Origin of the sequence: Pseudorhodoferax sp. Leaf265 (assembly GCF_001422365.1) — a bacterium.
GTDB lineage: Bacteria > Pseudomonadota > Gammaproteobacteria > Burkholderiales > Burkholderiaceae_C > Pseudorhodoferax.
In genome coordinates, this window is record NZ_LMMT01000038.1 from 69,264 (window position 1) to 83,964 (window position 14,701).

Consider the following 14,701-nt stretch of genomic DNA (forward strand, 5'->3'; position numbering starts at 1 on the left):
GGAGTTTTCCATGCCCCAAACCGCAGTGATTCCCCCCGGCACCGGCGTGCCGCTCGCCCCCTACGTGCCCGGCACGCTCGCCGACGGCATCCTGTACGTCTCCGGCACGCTGCCCTTCGACAAGCAGAACAACGTGGTCCACGTCGGCGACGCGGCCGCGCAGACGCGCCATGTGCTGACGATCATCCAGGGCGTGGTGGAGGCCGCCGGCGGCACCATGGCCGACGTGACCATGAACCACATCTTCCTGACCGACTGGGCCAACTACGGCGCCATCAACGCGGTCTACGCCGAGTTCTTCCCGGGCAGCAAGCCGGCGCGCTACTGCGTGCAGTGTGGTCTCGTGAAGCCGGATGCGCTCGTGGAGATCGCCACCGTCGCCCACGTCGGCAAGAAGGGCTGAGCGCGATGGCCGTCGTCGCGCACGACATCCACGGCCCGGCCGGCGCGCCGACCGTGCTGCTGTCCTCCGGCCTGGGCGGCGCGGCCGCCTTCTGGAAGCCGCAGACCGAGGCGCTGGTTGCGGCCGGCTGGCGCGTGATCGCCTACGACCAGCGCGGCACCGGGCGCACCGGCGGCACGCTGCCCACGCCCTACGGCATCGCCCACATGGCAGGCGACGTGCGCGAGCTGCTGGACGCGACGCAGACCGCCAGCTGCCACCTGGTCGGCCACGCGCTGGGCGGCCTGGTCGGCCTGCAGCTGGCGCTGGACGCGCCCGGCCGCGTGGCCAGCCTGGCGCTCGTCAACGCCTGGTCGCGGCCCAATCCGCATTCGGCGCGCTGCTTCGACGCGCGGCTGGCGCTGCTGGCCGCCGGCGGCGCGCGCGCCTACTGCGAGGCCCAGCCCATCTTCCTCTACCCGGCCGACTGGTGCGCCGCGCACCCCGCGCGCGTGCAGGCCGAGGTGGACCATGCCGTCGCCCACTTCCCGGGCGAGGGCACCATGCGCGCGCGCATCGCCGCGCTGCGCGCCTTCGATGTCGATGCCCAGCTCGCACGCATCGCCGTGCCGGTCTGGGTCAGCGCAGCGCAGGACGACGCGCTGGTGCCCTGGACCTGCTCGCAGCGCCTGGCCGAGGGCCTGCCGCGCGCCGAACTGCACCGCCTGCCGCACGGCGGCCACGCGCACAGCGTGACCCGCGCCGAAGCCTTCAACACCGCGCTGCTCGCCTTCCTGGCGCAGCACACCACACCATGAGTTCCTCCCTCGATGCGGCCGCCCTGGCCACGCTGTTCCTCGACGCGCGCACGCACAACGGCTGGACCGACGCGCCGGTCTCCGACGCGCTGCTGCGCCAGCTCTACGAGCTGGTGCGCATGGGGCCGACCTCGGCCAACTGTTCGCCCGCGCGCTTCGTCTTCGTGCGCACGCCCGAGGGCAAGGCCAGGCTCGCGCCTGCGCTGTCCAAGGGCAACCTGGACAAGACCATGGCCGCGCCCGTCACCGTGGTCGCGGCCTGGGACACGGCCTTCTACGAGCAGCTGCCACGCCTGTTCCCGCATGCCGATGCGAAGAGCTGGTTCACGGGCAGCCCGGCCGCCGCGCACGAGACCGCGTTCCGCAACGCCTCGTTGCAGGCCGGCTACCTGATCCTGGCCGCGCGTGCGCTCGGCTTGGACGCCGGTCCCATGTCCGGCTTCGACAAGCCGCAGGTCGACGCCGCTTTCTTCGCTGGCACGACCTGGACCACCAACTTCCTCATCAACCTGGGGCATGGCGACACGCGCAAGCTGTTCGGCCGCCTGCCGCGGCTGGGCTTCGAGGAAGCCTGCCAACTCGCCTGAAGGAGCCGCCATGCCGCCCGCGCAGACCACCTTGCCCCGCAGCGACTACCGCGACGCGATGGCGCGCCTGGGTGCAGCCGTCAACATCATCACCACCGACGGTCCCGCGGGCCGCGCGGGCTTCACGGCCTCGGCCGTCTGCAGCGTGACCGACGAGCCGCCCACGCTGCTGGTGTGCCTGAACCGCACCGCCTCGGTCTACCCGGCGTTCCAGGCCAACGGCGTGCTGTGCGTGAACGTGCTCGCCGCTGGCCAGCAGGGGCTGTCGACCCTGTTCGGCGGCAAGACGCCGATGGACGAGCGCTTCGCGGCCAGCCCCTGGAGCGCGTTGGTGACGGGCGCACCGGTGCTGGAGGCCGCGGCCGTGTCCTTCGACTGCCGCGTGGTGCGCAGCACCGCGGTCGGCACGCACGACGTGCTGTTCTGCGAAGCCGTCGCCATCCGCAGCGCCGACAAGGCGCAGGGCCTGGTCTACTTCGACCGGCGCTACCACGACCTGCTGGCAGCCTGAGACGGATCAGGCCGCGCCGACCGGCGTGCGCGCGATGCCGTCGAGCACGATGGCCTGCAGGTTGCGCACCGTCTCTTCGAAGAAGTCGGCATCGGCCAGCGTGCGCCCGGTCAGGGCCTCCACCTGGACCGCGAAGTCGGCGTAGTGCTGGGTCACGGCCCACAGCGCGAACACCAGGTGGTGCGGCTCCACCGGCGCGAGCCGGCCATCGGCCACCCAGGCGCGGATGACTTCGGACTTGCGTTCCACCAGGTCGCGCAACTCGCGCGCGAGCTCGTCGCGCAGCAGCGGCGCGCCCTGCACCATCTCCAGGCAGAACAGGCGCGAGGCATCGGGCCGGTCGCGCGACAGGGCCAGCTTGTTGCGGATGTAGCCGGCGATCGCCGTGCGCGGATCCTGCTCGGCGGCGAAGCCGCGCAAGGGTTCCAGCCAGACCTGCAACAGCTCGCGCAGCACCGAGACGTAGAGCTCTTCCTTGTTGGCGAAGTGGTAGAGCAGGTTGCTCTTGGAAACCTTGGCGCGCGCGGCCACCTGGTCGACCGTGGTGCCGTGCAGGCCGAAGCGCGAGAACAGGCTCAGCGCGGCCGAGAGGATCACGTTGCGCTTGTCCTCGATCTTGCGGCCGCGTTGCTTGGTGGCGGGCTGCAGCAGCTTGCGCGCCACGCGCTGGGTGGCCACTGGCGTCGCGCGTGTGCCGGTCTTCTTGCGGGGCGTGCTGCTGGTCTTGCGTGCGGGCGATGCGGGCATGGAGGGGTCTCTCTGGGCACCGATCATGCATGAAGCATGCGCGCCCTCCGCACCAGCGCGGCGCGCCCGCGCACCAGCCCAGCGCGGACGCGGCGTGCAATCGGCCGCAGAGCCCGATTTGTCCAACTGGTCCAATTGGCATGGACGTTGCAAGCGGCACCGGATCGCACGTTTTTCCGGAGCCCCCATGCCCACGCTGAATGTTCCCGTGATCGACCTGCAACCCTGGTTCTCGGGCACGCCCGAGGGCAAGGCCGCCGTGGCCCGCGCCGTCGACGAAGCCTGCCGCGGCATCGGCTTCCTGGTCATCACGCACCACCAGATCGACCCGGCGCTGATCCGCCGCGTGTCCGAGGCCTCACGCGCCTTCTTCGCGCTGCCGCTGGCCGAGAAGCGCAAGGTCGATCGGCCGCGCGACGACGCCGTGCGCGGCTACAGCGCGGTCGGCGAGGAGGGGTTGTCGTACAGCCTCGAAGAAGCCGCGCCGGGCGATTTGAAGGAGTCGTTCTCGATCGGCCCGAGCGGCGTGCCCGACGACGACTACCACCGCGGCCCCGCGGCCGGCGCGCACTTCGAGCCGAATGCCTGGCCCGTGGGCGTGCCTGGCTTCCAGGCGGCGTACGAGGAATACTTCGCCGCGATGAGCGGGCTCGCGCGCGAACTCATGTGCATGTTCGCGGTCGGCCTGCAGCTGCCCGAGACCTTCTTCGACGACAAGATCGACAAGCACATCAGCATGTTCCGCGTGCTGAGCTACCCGGCGCAGACCGAGCCGCCGCTGCCGGGCCAGATGCGCGCCGGCGCGCACAGCGACTACGGCAGCCTGACCGTGGTACTGCCCGACGGCCCGGGCCTGCAGGTCTTCAACAAGGCCGGCCAGTGGGTGGATGTGCCGCAGGTGGAGGGCAGCCTGGTCGTCAACATCGCCGACCTCATGATGCAGTGGACCAACGACGAATGGGTCTCCACGCTGCACCGCGTGGTCAACCCGCCATTCGACGACAGCATGAAGAACCAGCGCCGCCAGTCGCTGGTGTTCTTCCACCAGCCCAACTACGACGCGCTGGTCGAGTGCCTGCCGAGCTGCCTCGGGCCGGGCGCCGTGGCCAAGTACGCGCCCGTCACCTCGGGCGACCACCTGACGTCCAAGTTCGTCAAGCAGACCACCTTCGGCGGCACCAAGGCGACGGTGTGACATGACAGCGCACCTCTCGTACGTGAACGTCTTCGCGAGGGACGTGGTCGCACTGAGCGGCTTCTACCAGCGCGTGTTCGGCTTTGCCGAGATCGAGGCCATCCGCTCGCCGATCTTCCGCGGCCTGGACACGGGCAAGTCCAGCCTCGGCTTCAACGCGCTGGACGCCTACGAACTGCTGCAGCTCTCCGCGTTCTCGGACACGCGCGGCATCAAGTTCCTGCTCAACATCGACGTGGACAGCCAGGCCGAGGTGGACCGCATGGTGCCCGTCGCGGTCGCGGCCGGCGCCACGCTGGTCAAGCCGCCCTACGTGACCTACTACCACTGGTACCAGGCCGTGCTGCTCGACCCCGAGGGCAATGTGTTCCGAATCAACTTCATGATGTCCTGAAAGGACCTGCTCCCATGCTGCGCACCCTGTTCTCCATCTCCGCGCTGGGCCTCGCGGCCGTCGCCGCCGTGCCCACCGTCGCGTCTGCCCAGGAAGGCTTCACGCTCAAGGGCAAGCCCGTCATCGCCATGCTGTACTACGGCCCCAAGAACGATGGCGGCTGGACCCAGGCCTTCGACGAGGCCCGCGTGAAGATCGAGAAGGAGCTGGGCCAGAAGATCCAGTTCGTCGAGAACATCACCGAGGACGCCTCGGTCATCAAGCCGGCCGCCGAACGCTTCATCTCGCGCGGCGCCAACATCGTGATCGGCACCGCCTTCGGCCACTCCGACGCGTTCAAGGACCTCGCGGCCAAGCACCCGACGGTGGCCTTCCTGAACGCGTCGGGCACCACCAACGGCCCCAACCTCGAGTCCTTCTACGGCCGCACCTACGAGAGCCAGTACCTGTGCGGCATGGCGGCCGGTGCGGCGTCCAAGAGCGGCAAGCTGGGCTTCGTCGCGGCCAACCCCTTCGGCGTGGTGAACTGGACCATCAACGCCTTCGCGCTGGGTGCGCAGAAGATGAACCCGGCCGCCACCGTCAACGTGATCTACACCGGCACCTGGAACGACCCGGTCAAGGAACGTGCCGCGGCCTCCGCGCTGATCGACCAGGGTGCCGACGTGATCGGCCAGCACGTGGACAGCCCCACGCCGCAGATCGTCGCGCAGGAGCGTGGCGTCTATGGCACCGGCCACCACCGCGACCTGCGCCAGTTCGCGCCCAAGGCCACGCTGTGCTCCTCGGTCTGGGTCTGGGACAAGTTCCTCGTCACCGAGCTCAAGAAGGTCATCGCCGGCGGCTGGAAGCCCGCGCCCTATGGCGCCTTCATCCCCATGAGCGCGGGCGGCACCGACATCGCCGGCTTCGGCGCGGCCGTGCCGGCCGACAAGGCCAAGCTGATCCAGGCCGAGCGCGACGCGCTCATGAAGGGCAAGCAGATCTACGCCGGCCCGCTGGCCGACCGCGACGGCAAGGAACGCGTGGCCGCCGGCCAGGTGCTGTCCGATGCCGACCTCTGGAAGATGGACTGGTTCGTCAAGGGCGTCACGACCCAAAAATGACCAACGCGCTTGCCCTGACCGGCATCCGCAAGAGCTTCGACGGCTTCCTCGCCCTGAACGATGCGCACGTCACCGTGCGCTGGGGCGAGGTGCACGCCCTGCTCGGCGAGAACGGTGCCGGTAAATCCTCGCTCATGAACATCGCTGCGGGCCTGTACCGGCCGGAGGCGGGCGAGCTGCTGGTCGACGACAACCCCGTGCGGCTGCAGGGCCCGCGCGATGCCGCGCGCCACCGGATCGGCATGGTGCACCAGCACTTCAAGCTGGTGCGGCCGTTCACGGTGGCCGAGAACATCCTGCTGGGCCTGGCCGAGCCCGATCCGCCGCAGGGCTACCGCCAGCGCCTCGCCGAGGTGGCGCAGCGCGTGCGCGCGCAGGCCGAGGCGCTGGGCTTCGCGATCGACCCGCAGGCGCGCGTGGACCGCCTGTCCATCGCCGAGCAGCAGCGCGTGGAGATCCTCAAGGTGCTGCTGGCCGGCGCGCGCATCCTGATCCTGGACGAGCCCACGGCCGTGCTCACCGACCAGGAGGCCGCGAACCTCCTGGGCACCGTGCGCGCGCTGTCGCGCCAGGGCGCGGCCGTGGTCCTGGTCACGCACAAGATGGCTGACGTGAAGGCCTATGCCGACCGCGTGACCGTGATGCGCGGCGGCCGCACCGTGGCCACCGTGGACCCCGCCGCCACGCCGGTGGCCGAACTCGTGCGGCTCACGGTGGGCGAGGGCGTGCCGGCACCTGCCGCGCAGGCGGTAACCCGCACGCGCGGCGCGCCCATGCTCGTGGCGCGCGGCCTGGCCACGGCCGCCGCCGCAGCGCAGCGCGTGCTCGATGGCGTGGACCTCACCGTGCACGCTGGCGAGATCTACGGCATCGCCGGTGTCGGCGGCAACGGCCAGGGTGAACTGGCCGGCGCCATCATGGGCCTGGCCACGGGCCTCGCAGGCGAACTGCGCCTGCAGGAGGTGGACCTCACGCGGGTGCCGCCCTCGGCACGCCACGCGCTGCGCATCGCCGCGATCCCGGCCGACCGCTACAGCCACGCGCTGGCCGGCACTTTGTCGGTGGCCGAGAACTTCGGCATCGGCCAGGTGCAGGCGGGCCGCTATGGACCCTTCGCCTGGCTGCGCCAGCGCCGCATGGCGGCGGACGCGCGCGAGGCCGTCGCCGCCTTCGACGTGCTGGGCGTGCGCTCGGTCACGCAGAAGGCCGCGCTGCTGTCTGGCGGCAATGCGCAGAAGCTCGTGATCGCGCGCGAGTTCGGCCGCAGCCCGGCGCTGGTGCTCGCGCACAGCCCCAGCCGCGGGCTGGACGTGCGCGCCAGTGCCCAGGTGCATGCGCGGCTGCGCGCCGCGCGCGATGCGGGTGCGGCTGTGCTGTTGATCAGCGAAGACCTGGACGAGGTGCTCGCGCTGGCCGACCGCATCGGCGTGATGGCGCGCGGGCGCATCGTTGCCGAGTTCGATCCACCTGCCGACCGCCAGGCCGTCGGCGAAGCCATGACACACCATGATTGACGCAGCCGTCCCCGTGCCCCGGCGACGGTTCGAGCCCCTGGCCAGCCGCCGCTACACGCTGGAGATCCGCCAGCAGATGCCCTGGGGCCAGCAGGCGCTGGTGCTCGCGCTGGCCGTGCTGGTCGGCCTGGCCATCTCGGGCGCCATCCTCGTCGCGGCTGGCGTGCCGGCCGGCGAGCTGTTCCAGGAGTTCATCGTCGCCACCGTGTTCGACGCACAAAGCCTGCAGGCCGTGCTGTTCCAGGCCGCGCCCATGATCATGGTGGGCCTGGCGGCCTCCATCGCGTTCCGCGCGCGTTTCTGGAACCTCGGGCTGGAGGGGCAGATGGTCTGGGGTGCCATCGGCGCCACGGCCGTGTCGATCTTCGAGCTGGGGCCGCCCGGGCTGCGCCTGCCGCTCATGATGGCGGTGGCGGCTTGCTGCGGCCTGCTGTGGGCGCTGGGGCCGGCGCTGCTCAAGCTCAAGCTGGGCGTCAACGAGATCATCGCCACGCTGATGCTGAACTACGTGGCCGGCAACTTCCTGCTGCACCTGCTGTACGGCGCGTGGAAGGACCCGCAGAGCGCTTTCCCGCATTCACCGCAGTTCCGCGCCTTCGAGCGGCTGCCCGAGTTCTTCGGCCCCTCGGGCGCGGCCGTGACGCTGGCGCTCGCGGCCATGGCGCTGGCCTGGTGGTTCGTCAACGCGAGCCGCGCCGGCCTGTACCTGCGCTTCGTGCACGCCAACCCAACCATGGCCGGTGCGGCCGGCGTGCCGGTGGCGCGCATGGTGCTGGCGGCGGTGCTGGTCTCGGGCGCGTTGGCCGGTATCGCGGGCTTTCTCGTGGCGGCGGGGCAGGAGGGGCGGCTCACGCAGGCCTTCCACCACGGCTACGGCTTCTCGGGCATCCTGATCGCCTTCCTGGCGCGCAGCCACCCGGTGGCGGCCACGCTGGTGGCCGTGCTGATCGCCCTGCTGTTCGTGGCCGGGCGCAGCCTGCAGGTCTTCTACCAGATCCCGTTCGCAATGGTGCAGTTGATCCAGGCCATCGTGGTCATCAGCGTGGCGTCGTCGGACTTCTTCATCCGCCATCGCCTGCGACGCATGCAATGACATATTCCAAAACGGCGCACCAAGGCCGAGCGAAGCAATGGCCCGAACCCCAGGCCGAGCGCAGCGATGGCCCGAATGGCAACTTCCCCTGTGCCCCTGCCGAGGAGCGCAGCGCCATGGGCTGCGCAAGGGCACCTTGCGCTTCAATATCTGACTCATTGCGCTTGTCCGAGCTGAGTGAACGCAGTGAACGGTGCGAGTTGCGCAATGCAGCCCATGGCGCGAGCACCACAGGTTGCCTGGAGCGCAGCGGAGGGACAGGGGCACCGGGGTCGCCTTCTCTTTGCTTACTTTCTCTTGGCGAAGCAAGAGAAAGTAAGTCGGGGTGTGGGGGTGAAGCCCCCACCTCCTCACCTCGATCAGACGTNGGGGTCGCCTTCTCTTTGCTTACTTTCTCTTGGCGAAGCAAGAGAAAGTAAGTCGGGGTGTGGGGGTGAAGCCCCCACCTCCTCACCTCGATCAGACGTAGTGTTTCCTGCTGGCGCCAGAGGCCGGGATGTGCGCCCGGCAGCGCAGTCACTTTCTTTCGTTTCGCCGAAAGAAAGTAACCAAAGAAAGGGCGACCCCGGTCCCCACGTCCCTCCGCTAGCGCTCCGGGCAACCTGCGGTGCTCGCGGCCTGGGCGCATTGCACAACTCGCACCACTCACTGCGTTCGTTCAGCTCGAACAAGTGCGCGAGGTTCCCCGCGCCGCCCAGGCCCCTGCGCTCCTCGGCGTGGGCACAGGGGCCCCGGGAGCGGGGTCGCACACAGGCCTTCGCTGCGCTCGGCCGCGGGGGTGTTGGGATGGAACTGATCGGCCACTGGCTGGGCAGCGTCCCCGATTTCGCCGTGCCCTACGCGCTCGCCGCGCTGGGCCTGATCCTGACCGAACGCTCGGGCGTACTCGCCCTCGGCGCCGAGGGGCTGATGCTGGTCGGCGCGCTCGTCGCCATCGGCGCGCAGCTGGCCTTCGGCGCCACCGGCATCTCGCTGCTGCTGGCCATGGGGGCGGCCAGCCTGGTCTCCGTGCTGTTCGCGGTCATGGTGGTGTGGCTGCGCATCCACCAGGTCATCGCCGGCCTGGCGCTGGTGTTCTTCTGCCAGGGGCTGTCCAGCCTGCTCGGCACGCTGCTGGGCTGGACGAACCAGCCTGTCACAGCGCAGGGCGCGGTGGCGCTGTGGCCGCTGTCGGCGCTGCCGGTCGTGGGCGGGCTGTTCAAGCAGAACCCGGTGGTCTTCCTCACGCCATTCATTTTCCTTGCCGTGGTGCTGTTCCTGAACCGCTCGGCCACGGGCCTGAAGCTGCGCGCCGTGGGCGAGAACCCGCAGGCGGCGGACGCGGCCGGCATCCCGGTCGGCGGCATGCGCTTCCTGGCCATCCTGGCCGGCGCCGCGCTGGTCGGTTTGGCGGGGGCCTACATCTCGCTGCTGTCGACCAAGCTCTGGATCGCCGGCATGACGGGCGGGCGCGGCTGGATCGCCGTGGGCCTGGTGATCTTCGCGCGCTGGTCGCCCTGGAAGGCGCTCGCCGGCGCCGTGCTGTTCGGCTGCATCGAGGCGCTGATCCCGCAGCTGGCCGCGGCCGGCGTGCAGCTGCCGCAGTACTTCGTGCTCATGACGCCCTACGTGGTCACGCTGGGCGTGATGGTCTGGGTGGCCGTCGGCCAGCGCGGCGGCGGTGGCAGCCAGCCCGGCGCCTTGGGCGAACCCTATGTCCGGGAGGAACGTTGATGCAGATCCAGGTCTACAACCAGCCGCGCGAGGTCGCGCCCGCGGACTTCGCCGACTACCTCGATCCGGCCACCACCGCAGTGATCTCGATCGACATGCACCGCGGCCACCTGGAGGACAGTCCAGACTGCCCGTGTCCGGCCCCGCGCGCACGCGACGTGGTGGCGCCCATCGACGCCTTCCACCGCGCAGCGCGCGCGCTGGCCGTGCCCATCGTGCACGTGAAGTCGGTACTGCGCCCGGGCGGTGCGGACGACTTGGCCGGCATTCCCGCGGCCTGGCGCCGCACCTTCCCGCTGCACGTGGGACCGATCCCGAACGCCGACGCGCACGCCATCGAGGGCAGCCGCTGGACCGAGTGGGTGACCGAGGTGCTGCCGCAGGACCTGCGCGTGGAGAACAAGCGCCGGCTGTCCGCCTTCTACCCGACCGACCTCGATTTCCTGCTGCGCAACCAGCGCATCACCACGGTGGTGCTGGACGGCGGCTTCACCGACTGCTGCGTGCTGAACACGGCCTTCGATGCCAACAACCACAACTACCGCGTGGTCGTGTTGCGCGACCTCGTGCGCGGCACGGACGACCACCTGGAGGCCGCCGCGCTGAGCATGGTCTCGCTGCACCTGGGGCTGGTCATGGATTCGGCAGCGCTGCTGGCGCAGTGGCGCGCAGGCCGTTGAGCAATCACGTGGTATGGCGCGCTTCTTGCGCCGGGCATGGCCTCGTCGATCTCACCGCAGGACCTTGCCGATGAACGTTTCCAACCGCCGCACCTTTCTCGCCGCCGCGCTGGCCGGCGCCACCGCCGGGCTGCACGCGCAGGAGGCGGCCTACCCGGCCCGCCCCATCCGCATGGTGGTGCCGTTCCCGCCCGCGGGCGCGGCCGACTTTCTGGGCCGCACCGTGGGCGAGAAGCTGGCGCAGTCGCTGGGCCAGCAGGTGCTGGTCGACAACCGCGCCGGTGCGGGCGGCAACATCGGCACGCAGGCCGCGGCCCAGGGCGACCGCGAGGGCTACACGCTGCTGCTGACCGGCGTGCCGCTGGCGGTCAACCGCTTCCTGTTCCGCACGCTGCCCTTCGACCCCGAGCGTGACTTCGAGCCGGTCGCGCTGATCGCCACCGTGCCCAACCTCATGATCGTGCCGGCCGATTCGCCCGCCAACACGGTCGAGGAGTTCATCGCCTATGCGCGCAAGAAGCCCGGCGGCGCGACCTTCGCGTCCATCGGCAACGGCACCTCGCTGCACCTGGCCGGCGCGCAGTTCAGCAGCACCGCCAGGCTCGACATGGTGCACGTGCCCTACAAGGAAACCGGCACGGCCAACACCGACCTCATGGCGGGGCGCGTGGACGTGATGTTCCAGACCATCTCGGCGGCCGCCGGCCTGGCGCGCGGCGGCAAGGTCAAGGCCCTGGCCGTGACCAGCGACGTGCGCGTGCCGGCCTTCGCCAGCGTGCCCACGCTGCGCGAGGCCGGCACCGACCTGGTCTCGGTGGGCTGGTTCGGCCTGCTGCTGCCGGCCAACGTGCCGCCGGCGCGCAAGGCCCTGCTGGAGGCCCAGACCCTGGCCGCCGTGCGCGACCCGGCCGTGGCAGCGCGCATCGCCGACAGCGGTTGCATTCCGCGGCCCTTGGCTGGCAAGGCGTTCGGCGCCTTCATCGCCGAGGAGACGGGCCGCCTGGGCGAGGTGGTGCGCAAGGCCGGCATCGTGGCCAGCTGAGGACAGGCTTCAGTACAGCCCGCGCGCCCGCGCATGCAGCCGGGCCAGGCCGAACAGCGCGTCGGTGAACGGGGTCGGCGTCTGCGTGATCTGGCCCAACTCGCGCACCGCGCCGACCAGCGCATCCAGTTCCACCGCGCGGCCGGCTTCCACGTCCTGCAGCATCGAGGTCTTGAACGCGCCGAGCTTGCGCGTGACGGCGTGGCGGTCTTCGGGCTGCTGCGCGATCGGGATGCCGATGCGCGCGCCGATCTCCTTGGCCTCCAGCATGACCTGGGTGACCAGGCCGCGCACCAGTTCGTCGTCCATGATCTGGTCGGTGGTCACGCCCGTGATGGCGCTGATCGGGTTCACGGTCATGTTGCCCCAGAGCTTGTACCAGCAGTCCTTCTGGATCTGCGCGGACACCTGCGTGTCGATGCCGGCCTTGCCCAGCAGCGAGGCCAGGGCCTGCACGCGCTCGGTGGCGCCACCCGCCGGCTCGCCCAGGATCAGCTGGTTGCCGAAATGGTGCTTGACGAAGCCCGGCCCGTGCAGCGCGCAGCTGGCGTGCACGATGCAGCCCAGCACGTGCTCGGCCGCAATGGCTGCGGCGATGCGCCCACCCGGGTCCACGCTCTCCAGGCTGCGGCCCGCATAGGCGCCGCCGAAGCCCTGGAAGAACCACCACGGCACGCCGTTCATGGCCGTCAGCACCACGGTGTGCGGCCCCAGCAGCGGCGCGATGCGCGCGGCCACCTGGGCCATGGCCGGGGCTTTCACAGCGACCAGCACCAGATCCTGCACACCCAGTTCGGCGGGATCGGCGCTGGCCCGCACGGGCGCCGTCAGCGTCTGGCCGCCCTGGTCCAGCCGCAGGCCATGGGCTTGCAGCGCGGCCAGCGTGTCGCCACGGGCCACCGCACTGAGTTCGCAGCCGGCCTCGCCCAGCCGCGCGCCGATCCAGCCGCCGATGGCGCCCGCGCCGAACACGCAGACGCGTTGGAACTGCACTGCCATCAGCCCTCGGCCGTGAAGCCCACGGCCTTCACGATCGGGCCCCACTTGGCCGTGTCGCGCGCCACCAGGTCGGCCAGTTCGGACGGCGAGGACGACATGGCCTCCAGGCCGAAGCCGGCCAGGCCGTCGACCACGTCCTTGTTGGCCAGCGCGGTCTTCATCGCGGCGTTCAGGTGGGTGACGGTGTCGGCCGGCGTCTTGGCCGGCAGGAAGAAGGCGAACCACTCGCTGTGCGTGCCCTCCTTGATGCCTTGCTCCTCGTAGGTCGGCACATCGGGTGCGAAGCGGTTGCGCTTGCTGCCCGAGGTGCCCAGGATGCGCACCTTGCCGCTGGGCAGGTGCTGCGTGAGGTCGCCGACCGGGCCCGACACGGCCGAGACGTTGCCGCCCAGCAGGTCCAGCATGGCCGGCTGGGTGCCGCGGTAGGCCGCGTGCTTGAGGTCCACGCCCGCGCTCTTGCCCAGCAGCGCGCCGATGAAGTGCGGCGTGGAGCCGGCGGCCGGCGAGCCGAAGTTGGCGCCGGCCGGATTCGCCTTGGCCCAGGCCAGGAACTCGGGCACGCTCTTGATGCTGGCCGGCACGGCCGGACCCACGGCCAGGCCGAAGTCGAACACGCAGCCCAGCGAGACGGGCGCCAGGTCGGCCTTGGGGTCGTACGCCAGCTTCTTGTAGATGTGCGGGTAGATCGTCAGCATGGACGTGGGCGTCTGCAGCAGCGTGGCGCCGTCCGGTGCCGCCGACTTGACGAACTGGATCGCGATCTGGCCGCCCGCGCCGGTGCGGTTTTCCACCACGGCGGTCTTGGCATAGCTGGGCGCCAGCTGGGTGGCGACGCGGCGGCAGATGGTGTCCGAGGTGCCGCCGGCCGCAAAGCCCGTGACGATGCGCAGCAGTTCGGGGTGGGCCTGGGCCAGGGCGTGCTGGCCGATGGCCGACAGCAGGGCACCAGCGCTGGCGGACTGCAGCAGTTGGCGGCGGTTCATGGACATGGTTGTGCTCCTCGGGTGGACAAATGGTGCGCGGCATAGGTGCCGCTGGGCGCGCCATTGTGGGCGCGCGCCGGTGCTGCCGACCCCCGTGTTTTCTAGTATGTTGCAGTGCGCCATCGCTTGGCGCCGGCAGCTCAGGCCGGTGGGCCGAACAGCGGGTGCAGGTTGCTGTGCTTGGCGTCGAAGACCTCGTGGCCTTCGTCGATCTGCAGCGTCACGCCGATGTGGCGGCTGCCGAAGACCGGCGCCAGCTGCTCGCGCACGGCGGCGATCAGCGCCTCGCCGATGCGCTGCTGCAGCGCCGCGGGCCGGCCCCTGGCCATGCGCAGGTTCAGGTAGATGAAGGCGTAGTCGCCCTGGTGGTCGGCCACGGCGTAGTGCGCCGCGGCGAAGGCCAGCACGCGCGTGCCGCCGGTGGGGAACACCTGTTTGCCGGCGTCGTCGCGCTGCGCCAGCATGGTGTCCGACAGCTGGCGGCACAGCGCGCCCATGTCGGTGGCCGGTTCCACATTGGGGCTGTAGAGCACGACGAGATGGGGCATGGGGCGGTCTCCGGCGGTGAAAAGCCATGGATTGTCGCTGTGGCGCGGCGTCGTCCCATGGCTGACACGGCCGCTGGTTGCAGGCCGACGGCGCCCTGGCAGCTTCGTTTTGACAATGGGTTCTTGCGGGCTGCCTGCCCGCCAAATGTCCATCGGTGAGCCCGTCCATGCCAGAACACCGTCCGCCCGCATCCCGCCCCACGCCCAGCCTGCGCCAGGCCCGGTTGATCGGGCGCCTGCGCGAGACGCTGTTCGAGCTGCAGTGCGACGCCGATCCCGATCCTGTGGCCATCGACCGGCTCATGCGCCGGCTGGCACGCGTGCGCGGGCACGACAGCCGTTCGTTCCGGCGCGCCTGAGCCGCAAGGCACACCAATTCGCCTGGCGGG

Annotated in this window: 17 protein-coding genes; 13 read left to right on the forward strand and 4 right to left on the reverse strand. The window is 70.5% G+C overall.

The features are described from left to right. The first annotated feature begins 10 nt into the window (after positions 1-10). Genes rutC through rutF form a run of 4 tightly spaced genes read left to right on the forward strand, consistent with a single transcriptional unit; the run spans position 11 to position 2,298 of the window. On the forward strand, positions 11-403 hold the full coding sequence (gene rutC / locus ASF45_RS27405) for a pyrimidine utilization protein C (protein ID WP_056671146.1): 393 nt from the start codon (positions 11-13) through the stop codon (positions 401-403). 5 nt (positions 404-408) lie between these two features. After that, complete coding sequence (gene rutD, locus ASF45_RS27410) at positions 409-1,200, forward strand: pyrimidine utilization protein D (protein ID WP_056671149.1); 792 nt, start codon at positions 409-411, stop codon at positions 1,198-1,200. Then, positions 1,197-1,787: a malonic semialdehyde reductase gene (locus tag ASF45_RS27415; RefSeq protein WP_056671151.1), complete on the forward strand. Its 591-nt coding sequence runs from the start codon at positions 1,197-1,199 to the stop codon at positions 1,785-1,787. Before rutD ends, ASF45_RS27415 begins: the two co-directional genes overlap by 4 nt. A gap of 10 nt (positions 1,788-1,797) precedes the next feature. Further along, entirely contained in the window at positions 1,798-2,298 is a 501-nt protein-coding gene (gene rutF, locus ASF45_RS27420; protein ID WP_056671154.1) for an NADH-dependent FMN reductase RutF, read from the forward strand. A 6-nt stretch (positions 2,299-2,304) separates the two neighbouring features. On the opposite strand, the gene rutR is transcribed toward rutF, so the two are convergent. Then, positions 2,305-3,045 carry an HTH-type transcriptional regulator RutR gene (gene rutR / locus ASF45_RS27425; RefSeq protein ID WP_056671157.1) on the reverse strand — a complete coding sequence of 247 codons (741 nt, stop codon included), beginning with the start codon at positions 3,043-3,045 and terminating at the stop codon, positions 2,305-2,307. Between the two features lie 187 nt (positions 3,046-3,232). Here rutR and ASF45_RS27430 point away from each other — a divergent pair, with 187 nt between their 5' ends. The 8 genes from ASF45_RS27430 (at position 3,233) to ASF45_RS27465 (ending at position 11,782) form a co-directional block, all read left to right on the forward strand. Next, positions 3,233-4,240 carry an isopenicillin N synthase family oxygenase gene (locus ASF45_RS27430; RefSeq protein WP_056671160.1) on the forward strand — a complete coding sequence of 336 codons (1,008 nt, stop codon included), beginning with the start codon at positions 3,233-3,235 and terminating at the stop codon, positions 4,238-4,240. A gap of 1 nt (position 4,241) precedes the next feature. Continuing rightward, complete coding sequence (locus ASF45_RS27435; RefSeq protein ID WP_056671162.1) at positions 4,242-4,634, forward strand: VOC family protein; 393 nt, start codon at positions 4,242-4,244, stop codon at positions 4,632-4,634. 14 nt (positions 4,635-4,648) lie between these two features. Next, a complete protein-coding gene (locus ASF45_RS27440) occupies positions 4,649-5,740 on the forward strand; it encodes a BMP family ABC transporter substrate-binding protein (RefSeq protein WP_056671165.1) in 1,092 nt (363 codons plus the stop codon). Beyond that, the gene (locus ASF45_RS27445; RefSeq protein ID WP_056671168.1) at positions 5,737-7,254 is read left to right on the forward strand and encodes an ABC transporter ATP-binding protein; all 1,518 of its coding nucleotides are present in this window, start codon (positions 5,737-5,739) and stop codon (positions 7,252-7,254) included. The genes ASF45_RS27440 and ASF45_RS27445 overlap by 4 nt, the downstream gene beginning before the upstream one ends. Continuing rightward, positions 7,247-8,347, forward strand: coding sequence for an ABC transporter permease (locus tag ASF45_RS27450; RefSeq protein WP_056671171.1), 1,101 nt, complete (start codon positions 7,247-7,249; stop codon positions 8,345-8,347). Before ASF45_RS27445 ends, ASF45_RS27450 begins: the two co-directional genes overlap by 8 nt. Before the next feature lie 786 nt (positions 8,348-9,133). Beyond that, positions 9,134-10,060, forward strand: a complete 927-nt coding sequence (locus ASF45_RS27455) for an ABC transporter permease (RefSeq protein ID WP_056671173.1) — start codon at positions 9,134-9,136, stop codon at positions 10,058-10,060. Beyond that, positions 10,060-10,740: a cysteine hydrolase family protein gene (locus ASF45_RS27460; RefSeq protein ID WP_056671175.1), complete on the forward strand. Its 681-nt coding sequence runs from the start codon at positions 10,060-10,062 to the stop codon at positions 10,738-10,740. The genes ASF45_RS27455 and ASF45_RS27460 overlap by 1 nt, the downstream gene beginning before the upstream one ends. Before the next feature lie 70 nt (positions 10,741-10,810). Continuing rightward, complete coding sequence (locus ASF45_RS27465; protein ID WP_056671177.1) at positions 10,811-11,782, forward strand: tripartite tricarboxylate transporter substrate binding protein; 972 nt, start codon at positions 10,811-10,813, stop codon at positions 11,780-11,782. Positions 11,783-11,791: 9 nt separating this feature from the next. Here ASF45_RS27465 and ASF45_RS27470 read toward each other — a convergent pair whose 3' ends face one another. The 3 genes from ASF45_RS27470 to ASF45_RS27480 all read right to left on the reverse strand — a co-directional run bounded on the left by ASF45_RS27470 (position 11,792) and on the right by ASF45_RS27480 (position 14,312). Then, on the reverse strand, positions 11,792-12,781 hold the full coding sequence (locus ASF45_RS27470) for a 2-dehydropantoate 2-reductase (RefSeq protein WP_056671180.1): 990 nt from the start codon (positions 12,779-12,781) through the stop codon (positions 11,792-11,794). Beyond that, entirely contained in the window at positions 12,781-13,770 is a 990-nt protein-coding gene (locus ASF45_RS27475; protein ID WP_056671183.1) for a Bug family tripartite tricarboxylate transporter substrate binding protein, read from the reverse strand. Before ASF45_RS27475 ends, ASF45_RS27470 begins: the two co-directional genes overlap by 1 nt. A 134-nt stretch (positions 13,771-13,904) precedes the next feature. After that, positions 13,905-14,312 (reverse strand): 5-carboxymethyl-2-hydroxymuconate Delta-isomerase, encoded by a 408-nt coding sequence (locus tag ASF45_RS27480; protein ID WP_056671185.1) that lies wholly within the window; start codon positions 14,310-14,312, stop codon positions 13,905-13,907. A 167-nt stretch (positions 14,313-14,479) separates the two neighbouring features. On the opposite strand from ASF45_RS27480, the gene ASF45_RS35635 reads away from it, so the two are divergent. Continuing rightward, a complete protein-coding gene (locus ASF45_RS35635; protein WP_156473205.1) occupies positions 14,480-14,671 on the forward strand; it encodes a hypothetical protein in 192 nt (63 codons plus the stop codon). Positions 14,672-14,701 lie beyond the last annotated feature (30 nt).